Raw genomic sequence first — 21,674 nt, 5'->3', positions numbered from 1 at the left:
CGTTCGACACGCGCGCGTGTCGAACACTCGGGTCCCGCGTGTCGAACACTCGGGTCGCGTGAGTCCTACGCTCGGGTCCCGCGTGTCGAACACTCAGGACGTGTGAGTTCTACGCTCGGGACGTGTGAGTTCAACGTTCGGGAGCGGCGGATGATGGGTGGCGTGGGTGTGCGAGGGCCGTTGGCGGTGGCCGCGGCGGCGGTGGGCGGGTGCGGGGTGCTGTTGTTCGTCGACCCCAACCAGCCCGGGTCGCTCCTGCCGCCGTGCCCGCTCTACGCGTTGACCGGCATCCAGTGCCCGGCCTGCGGGTCGACCCGGATGGTGCACGCCCTGCTGCACGGTGACCTGGTCGCCGCCTGGCAGTTCAACGCCGTCATGCTGCTGGTCGGGCTGCCGTTGCTGGCCTGGCTGTGGGTGCGGTGGTTCCGGGCGGCCAAGCGGGGACGGCCGGCGCCGCCGGTGTCGCGGAAGGTCGGCGTGCCGGTGGTGGCGCTGGCCGTCACGTGGATGGTCGCGCGGAACCTAGTCGCGTAGCTTGCGGCCCTGGCTGTCGGTTCCGCCGTTGACCAGCAGGATGATCCCGTCGATCAACGACCAGATTCCGCACCCGCCGCAGGTCAGCAGCTGTGCGATGCCGATCGCCGTGTCACCGATGTAGAACCGGCCGATGCCGAACGGCAGCGCCAGCTGCAGCACGCCCGCCGCGATGCGCGACTTGTCCGACAACGGCTGCCCGGTCAACGGGTCGAAGCCGTACGGCGCGTTCGGGTTGAAGCCGGGCGGGTAGCCGTAGGTCTGGGACGGGTCCGCGTAGCCGGGCGGCGGGTAGCCGGGGATGCCCTGGCCGGGCGTGGCCGCGTAGCCGGGCGGCGGCGGGGTCGGGTACGCGGCCGTCGGCGGGTAGCCGGGCGGCAGGAACACCGGGTGCGGCTGCGGCAGGTCGTGGAACAGCGCCGCCAGCTCCTGCGCGGACTGGGCCGCGGACGCGTAGCCGACGCGCTGCTCGTACTCGCCGATCTCCAGGCGACCGGCCGCGAAGTGGTCGTTCAGCGCGCTGATCGCCTCTTCGCGCTGCTGGTCGCCGATGCGCACCTGGTGTGGTTCCGACACACGTAAACGCTAACAGCCGCGAGCCGCTGGTCGAGCCGGAACCCGCTGGTCGACCTACGCTTCAGGGGTGCTGGTCGGCGTTCCCCGAGAGGTGAAGATCCACGAGCACCGGGTCGCCATCACCCCGGCCGGTGTGGTGGAGCTGGTGCGCCGGGGCCACCGCGTGCTGATCGAGGCGGGAGCCGGCGGCGGTTCCTCGATCCCGGACCGCGAGTTCGCGGCGTCCGGCGCGGAGATCGTGCCCGACGTCGACGACGTGTGGGGCGACGCCGAGCTGGTGCTCAAGGTGAAGGAGCCGGTGGCCGAGGAGTTCCACCGGATGCGGCCGGGTCAGACCCTGTTCACCTACCTGCACCTGGCCGCCGACGCCCGCTGCACGCAGGCGATCGTCACCTCCGGCATCGACGCCATCGCCTACGAGACCGTGCAACTGGCGGACGGCTCGCTGCCGTTGCTCGCTCCGATGAGCGAGGTCGCGGGGCGGATGGCGGTGCAGGTCGGCGCGCACTGCCTGGAGCGCAACCAGGGTGGGCGCGGCGTGCTGCTCGGCGGCGTGCCAGGTGTGCCGGCGGGGAAGGTGGCGGTGATCGGCGCGGGGGTGGCGGGCGTGAACGCCGCCGCGGTGGCCGTGGGCATGCAGGCCGAGGTGGTCGTGCTGGACACCAACGTCAACCGGCTGAGGCAGATCGACTTCGCGTACCGGGGGCACCTGCAGACCGTGGCGAGCAACTCGTACGAGGTGGAGAAGGCGTGCCGGTGGGCGGACCTGGTGATCGGCGCGGTGCTCGTGCCGGGCGCCAAGGCCCCGACGCTGGTGGGCAACGAGCTCGTGTCGAGCATGCGGTCCGGCTCGGTGCTCGTCGACATCGCCATCGACCAGGGCGGTTGCTTCGCCGACTCACGGCCGACCACGCACGACGACCCGACTTACCGGGTGCACGGTTCGGTGTTCTACTGCGTGGCGAACATGCCGGGCGCGGTGCCGCACACCTCGACGTGGGCGCTCACGAACGTCACACTGCCCTACGTGACGGCGTTGGCGGACAAGGGCTTTCGACGGGCGATCAGCGACGACCCGGCGTTGGCGAAGGGCGTGAACGCGGTGCGCGGCGCGGTCGTGCAGGCCGAGGTGGCGAAGGCGCACGGGATGCGGCACGTTCCGCTGGACTCGTTGTGAGCGTTCGGCGGGGGAGCGGTGCGGTGCCGGCGGGCGGCGGGACGCCGGAATTGTCGGACCCCTCTGGGAGGATGAAAGCAGGGGACCCCCTGGCGGGGACCCCTGCGGGGCATGCGCCTGCGGCGGCCTCCACGGCGGCGGCTCCGGCGGGGCGTACGCGTGCGGCGGGGGCCTCTGTGGGACGCGCCCGCGCCTCGGCGGGGCGTACGCCTGGGTCGACGTCTGGGGTGGGGACCCCTGCGGGAGGTGCTCCGGAATCGCGGGTGACGCCCGCGTCGCGGGCGATCGGCGCGTACCTGGACCACCTGGCGGTGGAGCGGGGCACGGCGCGCAACACGCTCGACTCCTACGGCCGCGACCTGCGCCGGTACGTCGCGCACCTGGCGGCCAACGGGGTCGACGACCTCGCCGACGTCACCGAAACGCTGGTCGGGGACTTCCTGGCCACGTTGCGCGAGTCCGGGCTGGCCGCCTCCTCCGCCGCGCGCACCCTGGTCGCGGTCCGGGGGTTGCACCGCTTCGCGCACCTCGAAGGCGTCACCGCGCACGACCCCGCCCGCGCCGTCCACCCGCCGACCCCACCGCGCCGGCTGCCCAAGGCACTGCCCGTCGACGACGTGCTGAAGCTCCTCGAAGGCCCCGCCGACACCCCCGCCCACCTGCGCGACCGCGCCCTCCTGGAGCTGCTGTACTCCACCGGCGCGCGGATCTCCGAGGTCGTCGGGCTCGACGTGGACGACGTCGACGCCGCCGAACGCACCGTGCTGCTCGACGGCAAGGGCGGCAAGCAGCGCATCGTGCCGGTCGGCCGCCCGGCGCTCGCGGCGCTGGAGGCGTACCTCGTGCGAGCCCGCCCGACCCTGGCCAAGCGCGGCACGCCCGCGCTGTTCCTCAACGCCCGCGGCGGCAGGTTGAGCCGGCAGACGGCGTGGCAGGTGCTGAAGACGGCGGCCGAACGCGCGGGCGTGGAAGCCGAAGTCTCACCGCACACGCTGCGGCACTCGTTCGCCACCCACCTGCTGGAAGGCGGCGCGGACGTGCGGGTCGTGCAGGAATTGCTCGGCCACGCCTCCGTGACGACGACGCAGGTGTACACACTGGTCACCGTCAACACCTTGCGCGAGGTCTACGCGACCGCCCATCCTCGCGCATCAGGTGGGACATGAGCGGTCCACGGGTACCTCGGGCCGCTCGCCCGACCGGGCGCCCACCCACGTCCGATGAGCCCGACGAGCTGGAGGTGCCGACCCGGTGCCGAACTTGGACGAGCCCGAGCGCAGCGCGATCGAGCTGGGCGCGGTGCTGCACGCGTTGAGCGACGCCACCCGGCTGGCGGTGGTGCGGCAGATCGAATCCGACGGGGAGCGCCTGTGCGGCGCGCTGATGGTGGAGGTCGCCAAGTCCACGTTGTCGCAGCACCTGCGCGTGCTGCGGGAAGCGGGCATCACCCGGACCAGGGCCCGCGGCAACCAGCGGTGGGTGTCGCTGCGGCGCGACGACCTCGACGAGCTGTTCCCCGGACTGCTCGACGTGGTGCTCCGCGCGGCCGAGCGGAACTGCCGCGACGCCCGTGGCCACGCCGCCGACCGGACCGGGGCGCAGGTGGCCGCGACGCCCTGAGCCTCCGCCGAGCCCCCGCGAAACGCGCTGAGAACGATTGACCGCGCTTCGGCGGGGCGCGTTGCCGGTGGACCTCGGTGTGCCTAGGCTGCGCCCAGGCAGAGGACTAGGAATCGGGAAGGCGATGTCGACACCGGAGCACGCGGGTCAGGCGTGGGGAGCACCTCCACCACCCCCGCAACCGTCCGGTGTGCCGCGCGCCTCGGTCGAGCTGAGCCTCGCCCCGCACGCCGCACCCGCGGACGAAGACACGACCGAGCAGGTCGCGGGCGATATCGGGCCGACCGGCCGCCCGCTGCGCTACGTCGCCGACCCACCGCTCGTCGCCCGGCACGGTCCGGCGAAGATCCTCGCGGTGTGCAACCAGAAGGGCGGGGTCGGCAAGACCACGTCCACCATCAACCTCGGCGCGGCGCTGACCGAGTACGGCCGCAAGGTGCTGCTGGTCGACTTCGACCCGCAGGGCGCGCTGTCGGTCGGCCTCGGCGTGCACCCGCACCAGCTCGACCAGACGATCTACAACGTGATCATGGAGCGCGACGTCGGCGTCCGCGACGTGATCATGCGCACCCCGGTCGAGGGCATGGACCTGCTGCCGAGCAACATCGACCTGTCCGCCGCGGAGATCCAGCTGGTCTCCGAGGTGGGCCGGGAGCACACGCTGGTCCGCACGCTGCGCCCGGTCATCGAGCACTACGACTACGTGCTGGTGGACTGCCAGCCGTCGCTCGGCCTGCTCACGGTCAACGCCCTCGCGGCGGCTGACGGCGTCCTCATCCCGCTGGAGTGCGAGTTCTTCAGCCTGCGCGGGGTCGCCTTGTTGATAGACACCATCGAGAAGGTCAGGGAGCGGTTGAACCCGAAGCTGGAGATCACCGGGATCCTCGCCACCATGTACGACCCGCGCACGCTGCACTCCCGCGAGGTGATGGCGCGCGTGGTCGAGGCGTTCGGCGACGTCGTGTTCGACACGGTGATCAACCGCACCGTCCGGTTCCCGGAGACGACCGTCGCCGGCGAGCCGATCACCAGCTGGGCGCCCCGCTCGGCGGGCGCGAAGGCCTACCGCGCGTTGGCGCGCGAGGTGATCGCCCGGTGACCCGACGCCCATCACTGCCGGGCGCGTCCGAGCTGTTCCGCCTCACGACCGGTGCCGCCGCCGACGTGCCCGCTCAGGAGCAGCCGGCGCCGCGGCGGGGCACGGGGCGGCAGAAGCACTCGACGAAGATCACCGTGTACGTGTCCGACGAGGAGCTGCTGGCGTTGGAGCACGCGCGCCTGGCGCTGCGCGGCGAGCACGGTCTCGCGGTCGACCGCGGGCGCGTGGTGCGCGAGGCCATCGCGATCGTGCTGGACGACCTCGAAGGGCACGGCGAGGAGTCGCTGCTGGTGCGTAGGTTGCGCGAGCAGTGAGCGGTGACGCACCCGAGACCGAACCCGGAGTCGCCGCGCCGGTCGAGGTGGTCGAGGCGGTCGAGCCCGCGGCCCCGGACGACGGCCGGTTCAAGGTCAAGCTGACCAACTTCGAGGGACCGTTCGACCTGCTGCTCCAGCTGATCTCGCAGCACACGCTCGACGTGACCGAGGTGGCGCTGCACACCGTCACCGACGACTTCATCGCCTACATCCGGGCGTTGGGCGACCAGTGGGACCTCGACGAGACGACCGAGTTCCTGGTCATCGCGGCGACCCTGCTCGACCTCAAGGCGGCCCGCCTGCTGCCCTCGGGCGACGTGGAGGACGAGGACGACCTGGCGCTGCTTGAGGCGCGGGACCTGCTGTTCGCGCGGCTGCTGCAGTACCGGGCGTACAAGCAGGTCGCGGCGCTGTTCGCCGAGCTGGAGCGGGGCGCGTACCGGCGCTACCCGCGGTCGGTGGCGCTGGAGGAGCGGTACGAGGGGCTGTTGCCCGAGGTGATGCTGGGTGTGGACGCCCGGCGGTTCAGCGAGATCGCCGCGGTCGTGTTCCGGCCCAAGCCGCCGCCGACGGTGTCGACCTCGCACATCCACCAGCACCGGGTCTCGGTGCGCGAGCACGCGGACGTGCTGCGGGCACGGCTGGCGGAGCTGGGGACCGCCACGTTCGCCGAGCTGATCGCCGAGTGCACGGAGACGATGGAGGTCGTGGCGCGGTTCCTGGCGCTGCTGGAGCTCTACCGGGAGCAGTCGCTGGCCTTCGAGCAGCCCGATCCGCTCGGCGAGCTGCGCATCACGTGGGTCGGCGGCACGATCGAACAGGCGCAGGCGCAGGCCCGCGACGAGGACGAGGAGTACGGGTGAGCGACCACGCAGCGACCGGCCCCGAGCCGAGTGCGGCCGACGAGCCGGTGGTCGGGCCCGACGTGGCGGTGGAGTCGGTCGCGGCCGGGTTCGAGCAGGTCACGGGCGCGGGCGGGGTGGCCGGGTCCACCGCGGACGTGGCTGGACCCGCCGCCGTCGCGGAGCCCGGCATGGCGCCGTCGGCCGTGGAGGCCGAGGACGAGGTCGAGGCGGGCGGGCTGCCGGACCTCTCCGACGACGCCGAGTTCGACGGCGCGTTGGAGTCGATCCTGCTCGTCGTGGACAGCCCGATCGCCGAGGAGCAGCTCGCGGGCGTGCTCGACCAGTCCGTGAAGCGCGTCACCGCCGCCCTGCGCCGGCTGGCCGACCGGTACACCGAGCAGGGCAGCGGCATCGACCTGCGTAGAATCGGGGACGGCTGGCGGTTCTACACGCGGGACCGCTACGCGCCATTCGTGGAGAAGCTGCTGCTCGACGGGCAGCGCGCCAAGCTCACCCGGGCCGCGTTGGAGACACTCGCGGTCATCGCCTACCGGCAGCCCGTGACCAGGGCCCGGATCGCGGCGGTGCGCGGGGTGAACGTGGACGGCGTCATCCGCACGCTCGTCGCGCGCGGCCTGATCGCCGAGACGGGCACGGACTCCGACACGGGTGGCATCCTTTACCGCACGACCGAACTGTTCCTGGAGCGGTTGGGGCTGTCGTCGTTGGGCGACCTGCCGCCGATCGCCCCCCTCCTGCCCGAAGTGGATGCGATCGACGATGTCTGACCAGGCCAACCCCGAGGGGATCCGGCTCCAGAAGGTGCTCGCCAAGGCGGGCATCGCCTCGCGGCGGGTCGCCGAGGAGCTGATCGAACTCGGCCGCGTCCAGGTCGACGGCGAGGTGGTCCGCGAGCAGGGCCGCCGCGTCGACCCGGACACCGCGGTCGTGCACGTCGACGGCGTGCGCGTGGTGCTCAAGGAGGACGTGGTCACCATCGCGTTCAACAAGCCGCGCGGTGTCCTGTCCACCATGCACGACGACGCGCACCGCCCGTGCGTCGGCGACTACCTGCACAACCGCAAGGAACGCCTGTTCCACGTCGGCAGGCTGGACGCCGACACCGAGGGCCTGCTGCTGCTGACCAACGACGGCGACCTCGCGCACCGGCTGATGCACCCGTCCTACGAGATCACCAAGACCTACCTGGCCGAGGTGCCGGGCCCGATCCCGAAGGACCTGGGCAAGCGGCTGCGCGCGGGCGTCGAGCTCGAGGACGGCCCGATCGCGGTCGACTCGTTCAAGCTGGTCTCGTCCATGCCGGGCAAGGCGCTGGTCGAGGTGATCCTGCACGAGGGCCGCAAGCACATCGTGCGCCGCCTGCTCGACCACGTCGGCCACCCCGTCGAGCACCTGGTCCGCACCGCCGTCGGCGAGGTGCGCCTCGGCAACCAGCGCCCCGGCTCGATGCGGGTGCTCAACCGCCAGGAAGTGGGCTCCCTCTACAAGGCCGTCGGCCTGTAGCCGGGGCAGGCGCTTGGTGGAGTCCCCCTTCACCACCAAGCGCCCCTCCCCCCTGAGGAACCCCCTACCCGGCTCCACCGCCATTCCTACGGCAGACGGGTTGTTCAGTGTCAGCGCGTGGACGCTGAACAGGCTTTTCTGAACAATCGCCCTCGTCGAAGGGGAGGGCGACGATGGCCAGACCGGAGGGCCCGTTACGGGCGGACAGCCGTGACCTCGGCGAGTTCGCCGCCGACCTGCGGGCCCTGCGGGAACGGGCGGGCGCCCCCACGTACCGGCGGCTCGCCCGGGACGCCCACTACTCGGCGGCGGCGCTGTCGGAAGCGGCGAACGGCCGGAAGCTGCCGAGCCTCGCGGTCACGTTGGCGTACGTGCGCGCCTGCGGCGGTGACGCCCCGGCGTGGGAGTCGCGCTGGCGCGCGCTGGCCGAGCGGATCGCCGACGCGAACCCGCGCACGCCGCCGGAGACGACCGAGGCCCCGTACACGGGGTTGGCGGCGTTCCAGGTGCGGGACGCGGACCGGTTCTTCGGCCGCGACCGCGTCGTGCGCGAACTGGTGGGCCTCGTCGCGCAACGCCGGTTCGCCGGGGTGTTCGGCGCGTCCGGCTCGGGCAAGTCGTCGGTGCTGCGGGCGGGCCTGCTGGCGACGTGGGGCCGGCCCTCGGTCGTGCTCACGCCCGGCGCGCAGCCGGTGCGGGAACTGGCGGTGCGCGTCGCCGCGAGCACCGGCGGGGACGCTCCCGCGCTGGCCGTCGAGTTCGCCGCGTACCCGGAGAACCTGCACCTGCGCGTGCGGCAGGCGCTCGTCGGCGGCGACGACGACCTGCTGATCGTGGTCGACCAGTTCGAAGAGGTCTTCACGCTGTGCCAGGACCCCGCCGAACGGTCCGCGTTCATCGCCGCGCTGACCACCGCCGCGTCCGCGCCGACCAGCCGCACGCGGGTGGTGCTGGGCGTCCGGGCCGACTTCCTCGGCCACTGCGGCCAGTACGCGGAGCTGGTGGAGGTGTTGCGCGGCGGGCACGTCCTGGTCGGGCCGATGTCCGCGGACGAGCTGCGCGAGGCGATCGTGTCGCCCGCCGTCGCGGTCGGCTGCAAGGTGGAGACCGCGCTGGTCACGCGCCTGGTCGCGGACGCGGCGGGCCAGCCCGCGGTGCTGCCGCTGGTGTCGCACGCGTTGCTGGAGACGTGGCGCCGGCGGCGCGGTGTCGCGCTGACCCTGGCGGGCTACGAGGAGGTCGGCGGCGTCGAGCACTCGATCGCGCGCAGCGCGGAGCACGTCTACACGGCGATGAGCCCGGCCCGGCAGCTGATCGCCAAGCAGGTGTTCCTGCGGCTGATCGCGGTCGGCGAGGGCACCGAGGACACCAAGCGCCGCGTCGCCCGCGCCGAGGTCGACCACGACGCCGAGAGCGACAGCGCGGAGGTGCTGGCCGCGTTGGCGCAGGCCCGGCTGGTGGTGCTGGACCGGGACACGGTGGAGCTGGCGCACGAGGCGTTGATCCGCAACTGGCCGCGGCTGCGCGACTGGATCGCCGAGGACCGGGCGGGCTTGCGGGTGCAGCGGATGCTGACCGAGGCCGCGCACACCTGGGAGGCCCTGGACCACGATCCCGGCGCGCTGTACCGGGGCACCCGGCTGGCGCTGGTGCGCGAGTGGGTCGACGGGACGCGCGGGCTCACACCCGGCGAGATCCGGTTCCTGGAGGCCAGCATCGCCGCGGACGACGCGGTGCGCGCCATCGAGCACCGGCGCACCCGGCGGCTGCGGCAGCTCGTGTCGGTGATGGCCGTGCTGCTGGTGCTGGCGTCCAGCGCGATCGTGTTCGCGTTCCACGCCGAGCGGTCCGCGACCGAGCAGCGCAACATCGCGCTGGCGCACAAGGTGATCACCCAGGCCGCCGCGCTGCGCGACGAGGACCCGGCGCTGTCGTTGCAGCTCACGCTGGCCGCGCACCGGCTCGCGCCGCTGCCGGAGACGCGCGACGCGTTGTTCGACGCGTTCACCGAGCCGTACGCGACCCGGGTCGGCGGGGTGCGCGCGATGGCCGTCAGCGCGACCGCCTCGCTGCTCGCCGTCGTCGACGACACCACCACCCAGGAGGTGCGGCTGGTCGACATCGCCGACCCGCACCACCCGGAGCACGTGGGCGAGTTGCCCGGGCTGAGCATGGCCAAGGTGCTGGCGTTCTCCGACGACGGCAAGTGGGTCGCCGGCGCGGAGGACAACCACATCGTGGTGTGGCGGGTGGCGGACCCCCGCCGTCCCGTGATCGTGCACCGGCTGAGCGACCTGTCGAACGAGCCGACGCTGGACCTGGCGTTCTCCCCCGACGCCCGCTACCTCGTGGCCGGGTTCGTCGCGGGTCAGGCGCGGGCGTGGGACCTGGCCGCCGGTGGCGTCCGGGCGGAGGTGCCGGCGACCGGCGCGTCGTCGCCCGAGGTGGCGTTCCTGTCCGGGCACGTGGTGGCGGTCAGCTCCGGCGACCGGGTGCACGCGGTCGACCTGGACACCGGCGCGTCGGGCGTCCTGGTCGACGGCGTCGGCGTGCTCACCGCGCTGGCGGTCGGCGACGGCGGCCGGGTGCTCGCCACGGCGGGGGAGGACCGGGTGGTGCGGCTGTGGGAGGTGCCCGACCCGCGTGGGCCCGCCCGGCAGACCGCCGCCCTGAGGCACGGCGCCGGCGTGCGCGCCTTGGCGTTCACCGAGGACGCGCGGGTCCTGGCCACGGCGGGAGACGACCGGTCCGCGGGGCTGTGGGACGTCACGAACCGGCACGTGCCGGTCGAGGCCGCCGCGTTCGACGGCCACCTCGCCGCGGTCACCGCGGTGGCGTTCGCCGACGGGGGACGTGCCCTGGTCACCGCGGGCAGCGACCGGTCCGCCCGGCTCACCGACCTCACCGACCTGCCGGTCGCGCACCCGGCGGCGCTGCGCTCGGTCGTGGTCGCCGCCGACCGCGGCCTCGCCGCCACGGTCGACGTCGAGGGCGTGCTGAGGCTCGTCGACATCTCCGAGCCGCGTGGTCCGCGCACCGCCTGGCCGTTGACCGCGCACCCGGGCCGGGTCAGCACCGCCGCGCTCAGCCGGGACGGCGAGCACCTGGTCACCGTCGCCGACGACGGGCGGGTGCGGGTGTGGCGGACCACCAGCCTGGCCTCGCCCGACCTGGTCGGCGAGGCGGGACGGGCGCACATCGTGGTGTTCAGCCCGAAGGACGGGCACTTCGCCACCGGCGGCTACGACGGCGCCACGCGCCTGTGGAACGTCGCGACCATGACGAAGACCGCCGAGTTCACCGACAAGTTCGACCCGGAAGTCCCGACCGGCGCGCTGGCGTTCGACGGCACCGGCGACCGGCTGGTGGTCACCAAGCTCGGCGGGGCGGTCGAGGAGTGGGACACGACCGTCCCGATGTGGCCCGAGCGGCGGCGCCGCGACGGGTTGGACATCCGGTACCCGACGGCGTTGGCGGCGGTGCCCGACGGCGGGCTGGTGACGGTGGAGGCGAACGGCGCGGCCGTGCTGTGGCGGCACCCCGAGCCGAGGGGCGACGCCGACGACGAGGACTCGCCGGTGCGGTTCGCCTCCGTCGAGACGCTGGGGTCGGCGGTGCGCGCCGCCGCCGCCGTCGACGACCTGCTGGTGCTCGCCGGCTCCGACGGCGACCTGCGCCTGTACGACCTGGCGGGCGAGGGGCCCGCCCGGCAGTCGGCCGTGTTCGCCGCGCACTCGTCGGGCGCCAACTCGGTGGCGTTCGCGCACGACGGGCACACGCTGGTCAGCGCGGGCGACTCGGTGCTGCGGTTCTGGGAGACCGACCTGGACGCGGTGGTGGACCGGATCTGCGCCACCGCGCACCCCGGGATCACCGGGCGGCAGTGGGCGGGTTACTTCCCCGACCTGCCCTACGACCCGCCGTGTGCCAACCCCTGATTCCACTGAGCGGAAGGCAATCCGATCACCCCCGCCACCTGCGGGCCGGCGTTGCAAGATCACATCATGAAGTTTTCCCGCCACTCATTGTGGCGGGGGACTTCACTCTCTAGATTGAGCCGGGTTGGCTGGGGTTGATCAACTGGGAAGAGGCGTTTGCGCGTGCGTGCGCTCACCCGAGGACTGCTCGGTGTGGCCGGGTTCCTCGTCATCTGGGAGCTGTTCGGCCGGTCCCGGCTGGTTCCCGCGGAGTACTTGCCACCGCCGTCCGTCGTAGCGGTGGAGCTCGTGAAGTTGTTGGGGGACGAGCCTTTCCTGAGGGATGTCATCGCGACCGTCCTCGCCGTGCTCGTCGCCGTGGGGCTGTCGGTCGGGATCGCCGTCCCGCTCGGCCTCGTCCTGGGCAGCGTGGCGCCCGTGCGGCACGCCACCCGCGCCGTGGTCGAGTTCCTGCGCCCCATCCCGTCGGTGGCGCTGATCCCGCTGGCGGTCCTGCTGCTCGGCATCGGGCCGGAAACCAAGATCACCCTCGCGGTGTACGCGGCGATCTGGCCCATCCTGTTCAACACCATCTACGCGCTCGACGAGCTCGACCCCCTGCTGGTCGAGACGGCGCGCGCGTTCGGCGCGGGCCGGGTGCGGGTGCTGGCGTCGGTCGCCTTGCCGAGCGCGATGCCGTTCGTGCTGACCGGCATCCGGCTCGCCGCGACGACGAGCCTGGTCGTGATCGTCAGCGTGGAGCTGCTGGAAGGCGGCTCCGGCGGCATCGGGCAGTTCATCGCTAACGCGCGCAGCGGCGGTGGCCGGATGGACGTCGTCCTCGCCGGCACCGTGGTCGCGGGTGTGATCGGCTACCTGCTCAACGAAGGGCTCGAACGCGCGCAGCGCCGCTGGGTCGGCTGGAGTTCGGTCACCGGAGGTCGGTCGTGAGTCGATTCCTGCAGCGGTGGGCGGTGTTCGCGGGCCTCGTCGTGGTCTGGGAACTGCTCACCTGGTACGCCGACGACACCTTCTTCCCGCGCCCGACCGTGATCGCCGCGGCGGCCCACGACCTGTGGCTGTCCGGACCGGCCGGTGACCTGTTCCTCACCGACACGGTGTTCGGGCACGTGTTCCCGAGCGTCGGCCGGCTGCTCGCCGGCTGGGGCATCGCGGCCGTCGTCGGCGTCTCGCTCGGCGTGGCGCTCGGCCGCTCGGAGAAGGCCGCGGAGTACGTCGGGCCGCTGCTGACGTTCATGCGCTCGATCCCGCCGCCCCTGCTGGTGCCGGTGTTCCTGCTGGTGTTCAGCGTCGGCACCACCATGCAGCTCGCCACGATCATCTTCGGCGTGCTGTGGCCCATCCTGCTCAACAGCATCGACGGCGCCCGTTCCGTCGACGCCACGAAGTTCGAGACCTCGGCGGTGTTCCGCATCCCCAAGCCACAGTGGATCCTCGGCGTCGTGCTGCCCTCGGCGGCGCCGAAGATCTTCGCCGGGCTGCGGGTCTCCCTGTCGCTGTCGCTGGTGCTCATGGTCGTGTCCGAACTCGTCGGAACCGACAACGGGATCGGGTCGCAACTCCTCGTCGCACAGCGGGAGTTCGACTTCCCCGACATGTGGGCCGGGATCATCCTGCTGGGTGTCCTCGGCTATGCCCTCAACACCGTGCTCCTCGGCTTCGAGCGCAAAGCCCTTGCGTGGCAGCCGAAGCAGGAGCGCACCCCCGCGACGGTGGAGGAAAAAGCAGTATGACCGCGATGCTCGAAGTGGCCGGCCTCGGCCACACCTACCAGGCGAAGGACGGCGCGCACACCGCGATCGCCGACCTGTCGTTCACCGTCGGAACCGGAGAGCTGGTGTGCGTGGTCGGCCCGTCCGGCTGCGGCAAGTCGACGCTGCTGCGCACCATCTCCGGGCTGATCCGCCCGACCCACGGCGAGATCAGCCTGCACGGCAACGAGGTCCGCGGCGTGCCCGACGACCTCGCCGTGGTGTTCCAGGACTACAGCCGCTCGCTGTTCCCCTGGCTGACGGTGCAGAAGAACGTCGAGTTCCCGTTGCGCCGCGGCCTGGGTCGCGCCGACCGCCGGGCCCGCGCGGCCGAGGCGCTGGAGTGGGTCGGGCTGTCGGCGGCCGGCCGCAAGTACCCGTGGCAGCTGTCCGGCGGCATGCAGCAGCGCGTCGCCATCGCCAGGGCGCTGGCCTACCGGCCCGCGTTGCTGCTGATGGACGAGCCGTTCGCCTCGGTGGACGCGCAGACCCGGTTCGAGCTGGAGGACCTGCTGCTGAAGGTCCGCACCGAACAGGACACCACGGTCCTCGTGGTGACGCACGACATCGACGAGAGCGTCTACCTGGGAGACCGGATCCTGGTCCTCTCCACGTCGCCCGCGTCGGTGGTGGCCGACCTCAAGGTCGACCTGCCCGCGCAGCGCGACCAGATCACCACCCGCGAGTCCGAGGCGTTCGTCGCGCTGCGGGGCGAGGTGGCCCGGCTGCTGAACGTCGGCAAGACCTCCGAGGAGGTCAAGGCGCGGCGCAAGGCGAACGAGGAGCAGGCGGCGAAGTGGGCCGAGGCGGAGCGGGCCGAGGTGTCGCGCGCCGAGGCCGAGGAGCGCGCCACGACGTGACAGGCCCTTCCCGGGCCTAGAGAACGCCCGACGGGCGATCCGCGGCTTGTCGGCCCTCTCAGGGCGCCGGCGCCGTGGGTCGCCCGTTGTCGTGTCCGGGCCCGCCGGCAGCGGTTTCCGGGCGCCGTTTCGACGGCGATCGTTGACAACGATTCGACATCTTTCCCGCCGCGACAGGCCTTCGCGGATGATCACCGCGCCGTCGTCGCGTGATCACGCGACGTGTGCGTCGAGTGCTTTTCCGGTCGCCTCGGCGGGATTGTTCGCCGATGATTTCCGCGCCCTCGGCGCGTCGTCGGCGGGATGTCGTCTGGCGGGCCCGGCCGCCCAGCGGGTGGAATCGGCGGCGAATACATCGGCCCGGCGGCACGATGTCTGCCCGTGATGACACTTCGAATGTGTCGGTAACCCGGTCGGGTCATCGCCTTGTTCTCCGGGGCGAGCACGCCTGAATGCCGTGGCGGAGAACAAGGCGCCGATGTTCCGAGTCAACGTGGGGTGTTCCCCCGGTAATGGGTCCCGCTAATCGTGAGGTGTTCTGCCTAGGGTCCCACGTAGTTTTGGGCGAAATAGCCGGCGGACGACCTGGAGGCGATGAGGTGTTCGAGTCTGGCTTGACCCAACCGGCTCAGGAACGGCTCCGGCGACCGGTGGATCATGAACACCATCCACTGCGAGAACTCCTGCGCACGCCACACGCGTCGCAGGCACACCTCGGAGTAGCTCCGCAACCCCGTCTCATCACCCGTTCGGTGGTAGCGCGTCAGGGCGTCGGCGAGCACCTCGGCGTCGTGCAACGCGAGGTTCATTCCCTTTGCCCCCACCGGGGTGATGATGTGCGCGGCGTCGCCGAGCAGGTAGAGGTTGCCGTGGTTCATTGGTTCGACCACGTGGCTGCGCATGTCGAGGATCCGCTTCTCGACGATGCGCCCCTCGGTGAGCTTCCAGTCCGAGTCCCGAAGCGCCAGCCGCTTGTGCAGCTCCGCCCACACCCGCTCGTCCGGCCAGTTGTCCACGGAGTCGTCCACCGGGACCTGGAGGTAGTAGCGCGAAACCGTCGAACTGCGGAGCATATGACCCGCGAATCCGTCCGGGTGAAGTGCGTAAATCACCTTGTGGGTGGATGGCGGCGCCTCGGCCAGGATGCTCAGCCACTCGATGCCGTGCTGGTGGCTGAACTCCTGCACCGCGCCCGCCGGGATGCTGCGCCTCGTCACGCCGTGGAACCCGTCCGCGCCCGCGATGAACGAGCAGTCGAGCCGCTCGCGGGTGCCGTCGGCGTTCGTCCAGGTCAGAGCCGGTTCGGCGGACTCGATGTCGTGCAGCTCGACGTCCGTGACCGACCACCGCACCGCGCCGCCGCGCTCGTCGACGTAGTGCCGCACCAGGTCCTGGACGACCTCCTGCTGCGGGTAGATGTAGTGCGTCTGCCCGTCGTACAAGGTGGCGTAGTCCACCTCGTGCGCTTCACCGTTCACCCGGAATTCGCACGCGCCATGCCTGTCCGCCTCTTGGAGCAACCGGTCCGCGAGCCCGTGCTCTGTCAACATTTGCACCGCGCGGTGCTCCAGCACCCCGGCGCGCGGCCGGGTCTCGATGTGCTCGCGGGTGCCTTTTTCCAGCACCACGCAGGGGATTCCGGCCTCGCGGAGCAGGTTCCCCAAGGTCAATCCCGCCGGGCCCGCTCCGACGATGCCCACCGGGCGCCGGTTGCTCTGTACGGCCCATTCCGCGTCAAGATCGCTCACCGCATACCCCAACCTCTGGACAGCCTGTGCAAAGATGCTCACCGAAGGTAGTGGATCAGCCTTCGAGTGTCGGTCGACTGGGGTCTTGTCGAACCACTCGTGTCACTTTGAGTGGTTCTGCAGCACCCTGTCGCTCGTGCATCCTGCCCCCGCAAAGTCTTCACTCCAACAGGAGATGCCCCCCATGACTCGAAGAGTCGGCCTCTCGGCACGAAGGATCTTCGGCGTAGTCTCCGCTGTCGCGATGCTCGCCGTCGTCTCCGGCTGCGGCCTCCTCGGTGGCTCCGAGGAGAAGCCCACCACGGCCGCGGCGCCGGGCAAGGTCGAGAAGGCCACGATCACCGTGGGCCTGCTCAACATCCTCGATGTCGCGTCGGTCCACGTCGCGATCCAGAAGGGTTACTTCAAGGAGGAGGGCCTCGAGGTCAAGCCCGAGATCATCCAGGGTGGCGCGATGGCCATCCCGGGCCTGATCAACGGCAGCCTCGACATCTCCTTCGGCAACTGGGTCTCGTTCTTCGCGGCCGAGGCGAAGGAGGCGGCCAAGGCCGTCGACGGCCTCAAGCTGGTCAGCGACGGCTACCAGGCCAAGCCCGAGATGTTCCTGATCCTCGCCAAGGCCGACTCCCCGATCAAGTCGCCCAAGGACCTCGAGGGCAAGACCATCGCGATCAACACGTTCCGGAACATCGCCGAGCTGACCGCGAAGGCGACCCTGGAAGCCAACGACGTCGACCCCGCCAAGGTCAACTTCAAGGAGTTCCCGTTCCCGGACATGGAAGCGGCGGTCCAGAACGGCACGGTCGACGCGGCCTTCATGGTGGAGCCGTTCATCAGCCGCGCCCAGCGCGCGAGCGGCCAGATCACCGTGCTCGACGCGGCGTCCGGCCCCACCGCGGACATCCCGATCGCGGGCTACGCCACGACCGGCAAGTTCGTGAAGGAGAACCCGAACACCGTCGCCGCGTTCCAGCGCGCGATGGCGAAGGGCCAGCGCGACGCGGCGGACCGCCCCACGGTCGAGCCGCTGCTGGTCGAGTACGCGAAGGTCGACAAGGAAACCGCCAGCCTCGTGCACTTCGGCGAGTTCCCGACCACGCTGGACGCCACCCGCTTGCAGCGCGTGGCGGGTCTGATGCGAACCTACGGCCTGCTCGAGAAGGACTTCGACGTCAAGCCGATGCTGGTCACCACGTCAGGTAGCTGATCCGACGGGGGAGCCCGTCGTCGGGGCCGGGCTCCCCCTCGGGTGTTTCCCGCTCGGGTCGAGGGCGTGAAAAAACCATGAACGCCGGTTAGCGATCGTTTAGCGCGTCCACGTGTGGTCCGCGCGACAATGGTTGATTTGCAAACTACCGGCTACCTCGTCCGAACGGCGGTATGACTCGGCGGTTTTTTCCACCAAGATCCACCGGGTTTGTAGGGAAGTGTCGTTTCACCGGGCTGGGGAGTGTGCTGACGGTGCGCGGTCACGACGACCACGCCTCCGGGAGAGATCCGGAGCGGATTCAACTCGACACGGGTGCCGCTGGAAGCGGTCCACCCGACTCGGGGCCCAGCACAGGCGCCGTGCCCGGCGACCGGGGAGTGTCCCGGTGGCGGCTGCGGAACTGGCGCTTGCGCAGCAAGCTGGCCGTGGTGCTCCTGGTGCCCGCGCTGAGCACGCTGACCCTCGCCGGGCTGAGGCTGAACACCCAGCTGGACGACGTGGAGCTGTTCGGCCAGGTCCAGCGGGAACTCCAGCTGTCCGCCCAGGTGGCGGCGGTGTCCGACGCCCTGCAGCTGGAACGCGACGCCGCGGTCTGGTTCGTCGCGGGCGGTCGCCAGGAGAACGGCCCCGAGTTCCAGACGCGCTCGAGCAAGGTCGACACCGAGGTCCGCAGGCTGCGCGACGTCGCGGCCTCCACGACCGGTGTCGACGACGCGGTGCGCGAGGCGTTCCAGAAGTCGTTGCAGTCGCTGGACGGCCTCAACGCGCTGCGGAACACCGTGACGACCACCAAGTACCCCGACATCTCGGTGCACAGCGCCTACGGCCAGGTGCTGGCCGCGCTGGCGCAGGTGCACCGCGCGACCGCGAGCAGCCTGAGCAACGAGACGATCACGCCGCTGGCCGGCGCCAACCTCGCGCTCTACTCCGCGAAGGAGCAGCTGACGCAGCAGAACTCGATCCTGCTGTCGACGGCCAAGCGCGGCGAGTTCGCCCCAGGCCAGGCCAACGCGCTGCGCGCGGCGCAGTCCCGACTGGACGCCGCGCTCACCGACTTCGCGGTCACCGCGAGCCAGGAGAACCGCCAGCTGCTGTCGGACACCGTGACCGGCACGCCGGTCGACGCGCGCAACAGCCTGGTGCAGCTGGCGCTGGTGCAGCAGGCCGACGCCGGCGAGGTGTCCATTTCGGACGGCGACGTCATGGCGGTCGGCGAGGAGACCGCGGCGCTGCTGCGGCAGGTGTCCCAGGACCTGGAGCGGCAGGCCGACCAGGCCTCGATCGACCTGACCGAGGCGGCCCGCGCGTCCGCGTGGCGCGACGCGGCGCTGGTCGCCGTCGCGCTGGTGATCGCGTTCGCCCTCATGGCCTTCGTCGCCCGCTCGATGCTGACGCCGCTGCGCGTGCTGCGCCGCACCGCGTTGGACGTGGCCCGCAACCGCCTGCCGGACGCGATCAAGCGGATCCGGACGCACCGCGACCCGGCACGTGCCGCGGAAGAGGCGCTGGTGCCCGTGCCCATCAACACGACCGAAGAGGTCGGCCAGGTGGCCCGGGCGTTCGACGCCGTGCAGCGCGAAGCCGTCCGCCTCGCGGTCGAGCAGGTGGCGCTGCGCGCGAACGTCAACGACATGTTCATCAACCTGTCCCGGCGCTCGCAGGCGCTGGTCGAGCGGCAGATCACCGTCATCGACCGGCTGGAGCAGGACGAGCAGGACCCCGACCAGCTGGCCAGCCTGTTCGAGCTGGACCACCTGGCCACCCAGATGCGCCGCAACAGCGAGAACCTGCTGGTGCTCTCCGGCACCACGGTCAACCGCCGCGTCACCCGGCCGGTGCCGATCTCCGAGGTGCTCGGCGCCGCGGTGTCCGAGGTCGAGAAGTACGCCCGGATCCAGATCGCGCCCGCGCCCGAGCTGAAGGTGCAGGGCCGCGTGGTCAACGACCTCGCGCACCTCATCGCCGAGCTGCTGGACAACGCGACCGCGTTCTCCAAGCCCACCACCAAGGTCACCGTGCGGGCGATCGAGACCCGGCGCGGCGAGGTGTCGATCCGCATCCACGACCGCGGCGTCGGCATGCAGGAGCAGGACGTCGTCGAGGCCAACACCAAGCTCGCCGACCCGCCCGAGGTCGACGTGTCGGTGGCCCGCGAGATGGGCCTGTACGTGGTCGGCCAGCTCGCCAAGCGGCACAACATCCGGGTCACGTTGAGCAACAACGACGACATAGAGGGTGGCGTCACGGCGCAGGTCGTGCTCCCGATGGACCTGCTGCACCGCGGTCCCGAGCCGCTCGCGCCCCGGCCCGCGCCGGCCGCGCTGCCGCAGCGCCAGGCCGCGCCGCAGCTGGAGGAGAGCGGTGTCGGCGTGCTGGCCGGCGTGCCCAAGTGGACGCCGGAGATCGCGCCCGGCGGCTACGCGCCGCTGGAGCTGCCCGCCTCGACCGGACCGCAGGTCGTGCACACGCACGAAGCGGAGCCCAACGGGTACTTCCAGGTCGAGCAGACCCCGGTGGACGACCTGTTCACCGCCACCGTGACGGAGACCGTGCCGCCGCCCGGCGAAGAGGTGCCGGACTACTCGTACCCGCCGTCGGCCGCCCGGCGCCTGGCGCCCGAGCCGGTCGTGGAGGTCGAGCGGGAGGAGGACGACGCGTCCACCCAGCGGCTGCCGATCTACGAGGACGTGCTGTCGCGCTGGTTCCAGGGCGGCGAGGCCGAGGGCGGCGTGGTGCGCGGCGAGGTCGCCGACCACCCGGCGCCCACCGTGCCGCCGGAGACCGCGTCCGAGAGGACGATGTTCGCCGACCGCGCCGAGCTGATGGGCACGGACGGCGGCCACGTCGGCACGGCGTCGGAGCAGACCGCGTACACCGACCGCTCCGACCTGATCACCCCGCCGCCCGCGCCGACGAGCAGGCCGAAGCCGCCCGAGCCGCGCGGCTCGACCCCGGCCGGCCTGCCCAAGCGCGAGCCCGCGCCGTCGGCGATCCCGTCGTCCGGCGCGTCGTCGGGGCCCGGCTGGGGCGCGGCGGCGGACGACAGCTGGACGCTGGCGACCAGCGCGCTCAAGGCGCCGGTGGACGACACGACCACCGCGGGCCTGCCGAAGCGCGTGCCCAAGGCGCGCCTGATGCCGGGTTCGCTCTCCGCGCCCTCGCGCGGTTCGACGCCGGCCCCGGCGGCGGCGCAGCCGTCGGCGAACGGCGCCTCGTCGGCCGGTGTGGCGACCGCCGTGCCGCCGCGCAGGTCCGCCGACCGGTTGCGCCAGCGCTTCGCCACCTACCAGCGAGGCGTGCAACTCGGCCGTCAGGCGGGCGATGACGCCGGCATGCCGTGGGACGGCGTGTCGTTCGACGACAACACCCCCGCCAACGGCGGGAATCAGACCAAGGAGCAGAAGTGACCACCGCAACCGAGGAACTCGAAAACTTCAGTTGGCTGGTCGATGACTTCGTCGCCCGGGTCGCGGGCGTCGCGCACGCGATCGTGGTCTCCGCGGACGGACTGCTGCTCGCGTCCTCGGAGCGCTTGCCGATCGACCGCGCCGAGCAGCTCGCGGCCGTCGCGTCGGGCCTGGTCAGCCTGAACCTCGGCGCGGCGCGCTGCTTCGAGGCGGGCGACGTCAAGCAGACCGTGGTGGAGATGGAACGGGGCTACCTGTTCCTGATGTCCATCAGCGACGGCTCGTGCCTGGCCGTGCTCGCGGCGCCGAACTGCGACATCGGCCTGATCGGCTACGCGATGACGCGGCTGGTCGAGCGGGTCGGCGTCCAGCTCACCCCGGAGATCCGCTCGCAGCTGCACGTCGCCATGCGCGGCTGAGGTCCCACCACCCGGCGAGGTCCTACTACTAGGGAAAGCAGAGCAACATGAGCGGTGGCGCTCCCGACCGGCCGGGGTCACCCGCGGCGAGCCTGACCGTCACGTCGACGAAGATCGTGGTGGCCGGCGGGTTCGGTGTCGGCAAGACGACCTTCGTCGGGTCGGTGTCGGAAATCGTGCCGCTGACCACCGAGGCGGTGATGACCGAGGCCAGCGTCGGCGTGGACGACCTCTCGGCCACGCCCAACAAGATGACCACCACGGTGGCCATGGACTTCGGCCGGGTGTCGCTGGACAGCGACCTCATCCTCTACCTGTTCGGCACACCCGGTCAGCACCGGTTCTGGTTCATGTGGGACGACCTGGTGAAGGGCGCGATCGGCGCGGTCGTGCTGGTGGACACCCGCCGGTTGGCGGACGCGTTCGCCTCCATCGACTTCTTCGAGGACCGCGAGCTGCCGTACGTGATCGGCGTGAACTGCTTCGACGGCCTGCTGCACCACCGCATCGAGGACATCCGGGAGGCGCTGACGATCGACGAGTCGGTGCCGATCGTGCCCTGCGACGCGCGCAACCGGCAGTCGACCAAGCAGACGCTGATCACGCTGGTGCAGCACGCGATGCGGCAGCCGACGTTCGCCTGACCCAC

Annotated in this window: 19 protein-coding genes; 17 read left to right on the top strand and 2 right to left on the bottom strand. The window is 71.6% G+C overall.

Annotation, left to right across the window (positions count from 1 at the left end):
- Positions 1–153: 153 nt before the first annotated feature.
- On the top strand, positions 154–534 hold the full coding sequence (locus AB0H12_RS38915) for a DUF2752 domain-containing protein (RefSeq protein ID WP_499629969.1): 381 nt from the start codon (positions 154–156) through the stop codon (positions 532–534).
- On the opposite strand, the gene AB0H12_RS38910 is transcribed toward AB0H12_RS38915, so the two are convergent.
- Positions 523–1,110 carry a DUF1707 domain-containing protein gene (locus AB0H12_RS38910; RefSeq protein WP_499629960.1) on the bottom strand — a complete coding sequence of 196 codons (588 nt, stop codon included), beginning with the start codon at positions 1,108–1,110 and terminating at the stop codon, positions 523–525. The two genes, AB0H12_RS38915 and AB0H12_RS38910, sit on opposite strands and share 12 nt — an antisense overlap.
- 67 nt (positions 1,111–1,177) lie before the next feature.
- Here AB0H12_RS38910 and ald point away from each other — a divergent pair, with 67 nt between their 5' ends.
- From ald to AB0H12_RS38850, 12 genes are all read left to right on the top strand, one after another.
- Positions 1,178–2,287, top strand: a complete 1,110-nt coding sequence (gene ald / locus AB0H12_RS38905; RefSeq protein ID WP_499629958.1) for an alanine dehydrogenase — start codon at positions 1,178–1,180, stop codon at positions 2,285–2,287.
- 263 nt (positions 2,288–2,550) lie between these two features.
- A complete protein-coding gene (gene xerD / locus AB0H12_RS38900) occupies positions 2,551–3,453 on the top strand; it encodes a site-specific tyrosine recombinase XerD (RefSeq protein ID WP_499629956.1) in 903 nt (300 codons plus the stop codon).
- Positions 3,454–3,538: 85 nt separating this feature from the next.
- Positions 3,539–3,907, top strand: a complete 369-nt coding sequence (locus AB0H12_RS38895; RefSeq protein ID WP_499629954.1) for an ArsR/SmtB family transcription factor — start codon at positions 3,539–3,541, stop codon at positions 3,905–3,907.
- 124 nt (positions 3,908–4,031) lie between these two features.
- Positions 4,032–5,006 (top strand): ParA family protein, encoded by a 975-nt coding sequence (locus tag AB0H12_RS38890; RefSeq protein WP_499629952.1) that lies wholly within the window; start codon positions 4,032–4,034, stop codon positions 5,004–5,006.
- The gene (locus AB0H12_RS38885) at positions 5,003–5,320 is read left to right on the top strand and encodes a hypothetical protein (RefSeq protein ID WP_499629950.1); all 318 of its coding nucleotides are present in this window, start codon (positions 5,003–5,005) and stop codon (positions 5,318–5,320) included. The genes AB0H12_RS38890 and AB0H12_RS38885 overlap by 4 nt, the downstream gene beginning before the upstream one ends.
- Positions 5,317–6,186, top strand: coding sequence for a segregation and condensation protein A (locus tag AB0H12_RS38880; protein WP_499629948.1), 870 nt, complete (start codon positions 5,317–5,319; stop codon positions 6,184–6,186). The genes AB0H12_RS38885 and AB0H12_RS38880 overlap by 4 nt, the downstream gene beginning before the upstream one ends.
- Positions 6,187–6,254: 68 nt before the next feature.
- Positions 6,255–6,956, top strand: a complete 702-nt coding sequence (gene scpB / locus AB0H12_RS38875; protein WP_499629967.1) for an SMC-Scp complex subunit ScpB — start codon at positions 6,255–6,257, stop codon at positions 6,954–6,956.
- Complete coding sequence (locus AB0H12_RS38870; protein ID WP_499629946.1) at positions 6,949–7,692, top strand: pseudouridine synthase; 744 nt, start codon at positions 6,949–6,951, stop codon at positions 7,690–7,692. The genes scpB and AB0H12_RS38870 overlap by 8 nt, the downstream gene beginning before the upstream one ends.
- Before the next feature lie 173 nt (positions 7,693–7,865).
- Positions 7,866–11,630, top strand: coding sequence for an nSTAND1 domain-containing NTPase (locus tag AB0H12_RS38865; RefSeq protein ID WP_499629944.1), 3,765 nt, complete (start codon positions 7,866–7,868; stop codon positions 11,628–11,630).
- Between the two features lie 162 nt (positions 11,631–11,792).
- A complete protein-coding gene (locus AB0H12_RS38860; protein WP_499629942.1) occupies positions 11,793–12,560 on the top strand; it encodes an ABC transporter permease in 768 nt (255 codons plus the stop codon).
- Positions 12,557–13,363: an ABC transporter permease gene (locus AB0H12_RS38855; protein ID WP_499629940.1), complete on the top strand. Its 807-nt coding sequence runs from the start codon at positions 12,557–12,559 to the stop codon at positions 13,361–13,363. The genes AB0H12_RS38860 and AB0H12_RS38855 overlap by 4 nt, the downstream gene beginning before the upstream one ends.
- Entirely contained in the window at positions 13,360–14,241 is an 882-nt protein-coding gene (locus AB0H12_RS38850) for an ABC transporter ATP-binding protein (protein WP_499629939.1), read from the top strand. Before AB0H12_RS38855 ends, AB0H12_RS38850 begins: the two co-directional genes overlap by 4 nt.
- 542 nt (positions 14,242–14,783) lie before the next feature.
- Here the strand turns inward: AB0H12_RS38850 and AB0H12_RS38845 are convergent.
- Positions 14,784–15,941, bottom strand: coding sequence for a 4-hydroxybenzoate 3-monooxygenase (locus tag AB0H12_RS38845; RefSeq protein ID WP_499629966.1), 1,158 nt, complete (start codon positions 15,939–15,941; stop codon positions 14,784–14,786).
- A gap of 292 nt (positions 15,942–16,233) precedes the next feature.
- Between AB0H12_RS38845 and AB0H12_RS38840 the strand changes: the two genes are divergently transcribed.
- The 4 genes from AB0H12_RS38840 to AB0H12_RS38825 all read left to right on the top strand — a co-directional run bounded on the left by AB0H12_RS38840 (position 16,234) and on the right by AB0H12_RS38825 (position 21,669).
- On the top strand, positions 16,234–17,196 hold the full coding sequence (locus AB0H12_RS38840) for an ABC transporter substrate-binding protein (RefSeq protein ID WP_499629937.1): 963 nt from the start codon (positions 16,234–16,236) through the stop codon (positions 17,194–17,196).
- Between the two features lie 410 nt (positions 17,197–17,606).
- Positions 17,607–20,606, top strand: a complete 3,000-nt coding sequence (locus AB0H12_RS38835; RefSeq protein WP_499629935.1) for a sensor histidine kinase — start codon at positions 17,607–17,609, stop codon at positions 20,604–20,606.
- The gene (locus AB0H12_RS38830; protein WP_053721145.1) at positions 20,603–21,025 is read left to right on the top strand and encodes a roadblock/LC7 domain-containing protein; all 423 of its coding nucleotides are present in this window, start codon (positions 20,603–20,605) and stop codon (positions 21,023–21,025) included. Before AB0H12_RS38835 ends, AB0H12_RS38830 begins: the two co-directional genes overlap by 4 nt.
- A gap of 47 nt (positions 21,026–21,072) precedes the next feature.
- Positions 21,073–21,669 carry a GTP-binding protein gene (locus tag AB0H12_RS38825; protein WP_230566264.1) on the top strand — a complete coding sequence of 199 codons (597 nt, stop codon included), beginning with the start codon at positions 21,073–21,075 and terminating at the stop codon, positions 21,667–21,669.
- Positions 21,670–21,674: the final 5 nt, after the last annotated feature.

This window comes from Actinosynnema sp. NPDC023794 (assembly GCF_040639675.1).
Lineage (GTDB): Bacteria > Actinomycetota > Actinomycetes > Mycobacteriales > Pseudonocardiaceae > Actinosynnema > Actinosynnema luteola.
Note: the sequence above shows the minus strand (reverse complement) of the source record. Positions and strands in the feature narration are given on the sequence as shown.

Excerpts from the sequence above, each read along its gene's own strand:
- AB0H12_RS38915 (WP_499629969.1), top strand. The coding sequence starts at position 154 with ATGGGTGGCGTGGGTGTGCGAGGGCCGTTGGCGGTGGCCGCGGCGGCG.
- AB0H12_RS38890 (WP_499629952.1), top strand. The coding sequence starts at position 4,032 with ATGTCGACACCGGAGCACGCGGGTCAGGCGTGGGGAGCACCTCCACCA.
- AB0H12_RS38870 (WP_499629946.1), top strand. The coding sequence starts at position 6,949 with ATGTCTGACCAGGCCAACCCCGAGGGGATCCGGCTCCAGAAGGTGCTC.
- AB0H12_RS38865 (WP_499629944.1), top strand. The coding sequence starts at position 7,866 with ATGGCCAGACCGGAGGGCCCGTTACGGGCGGACAGCCGTGACCTCGGC.
- AB0H12_RS38850 (WP_499629939.1), top strand. The coding sequence starts at position 13,360 with ATGACCGCGATGCTCGAAGTGGCCGGCCTCGGCCACACCTACCAGGCG.
- AB0H12_RS38840 (WP_499629937.1), top strand. The coding sequence starts at position 16,234 with ATGCTCGCCGTCGTCTCCGGCTGCGGCCTCCTCGGTGGCTCCGAGGAG.
- AB0H12_RS38825 (WP_230566264.1), top strand. The coding sequence starts at position 21,073 with ATGAGCGGTGGCGCTCCCGACCGGCCGGGGTCACCCGCGGCGAGCCTG.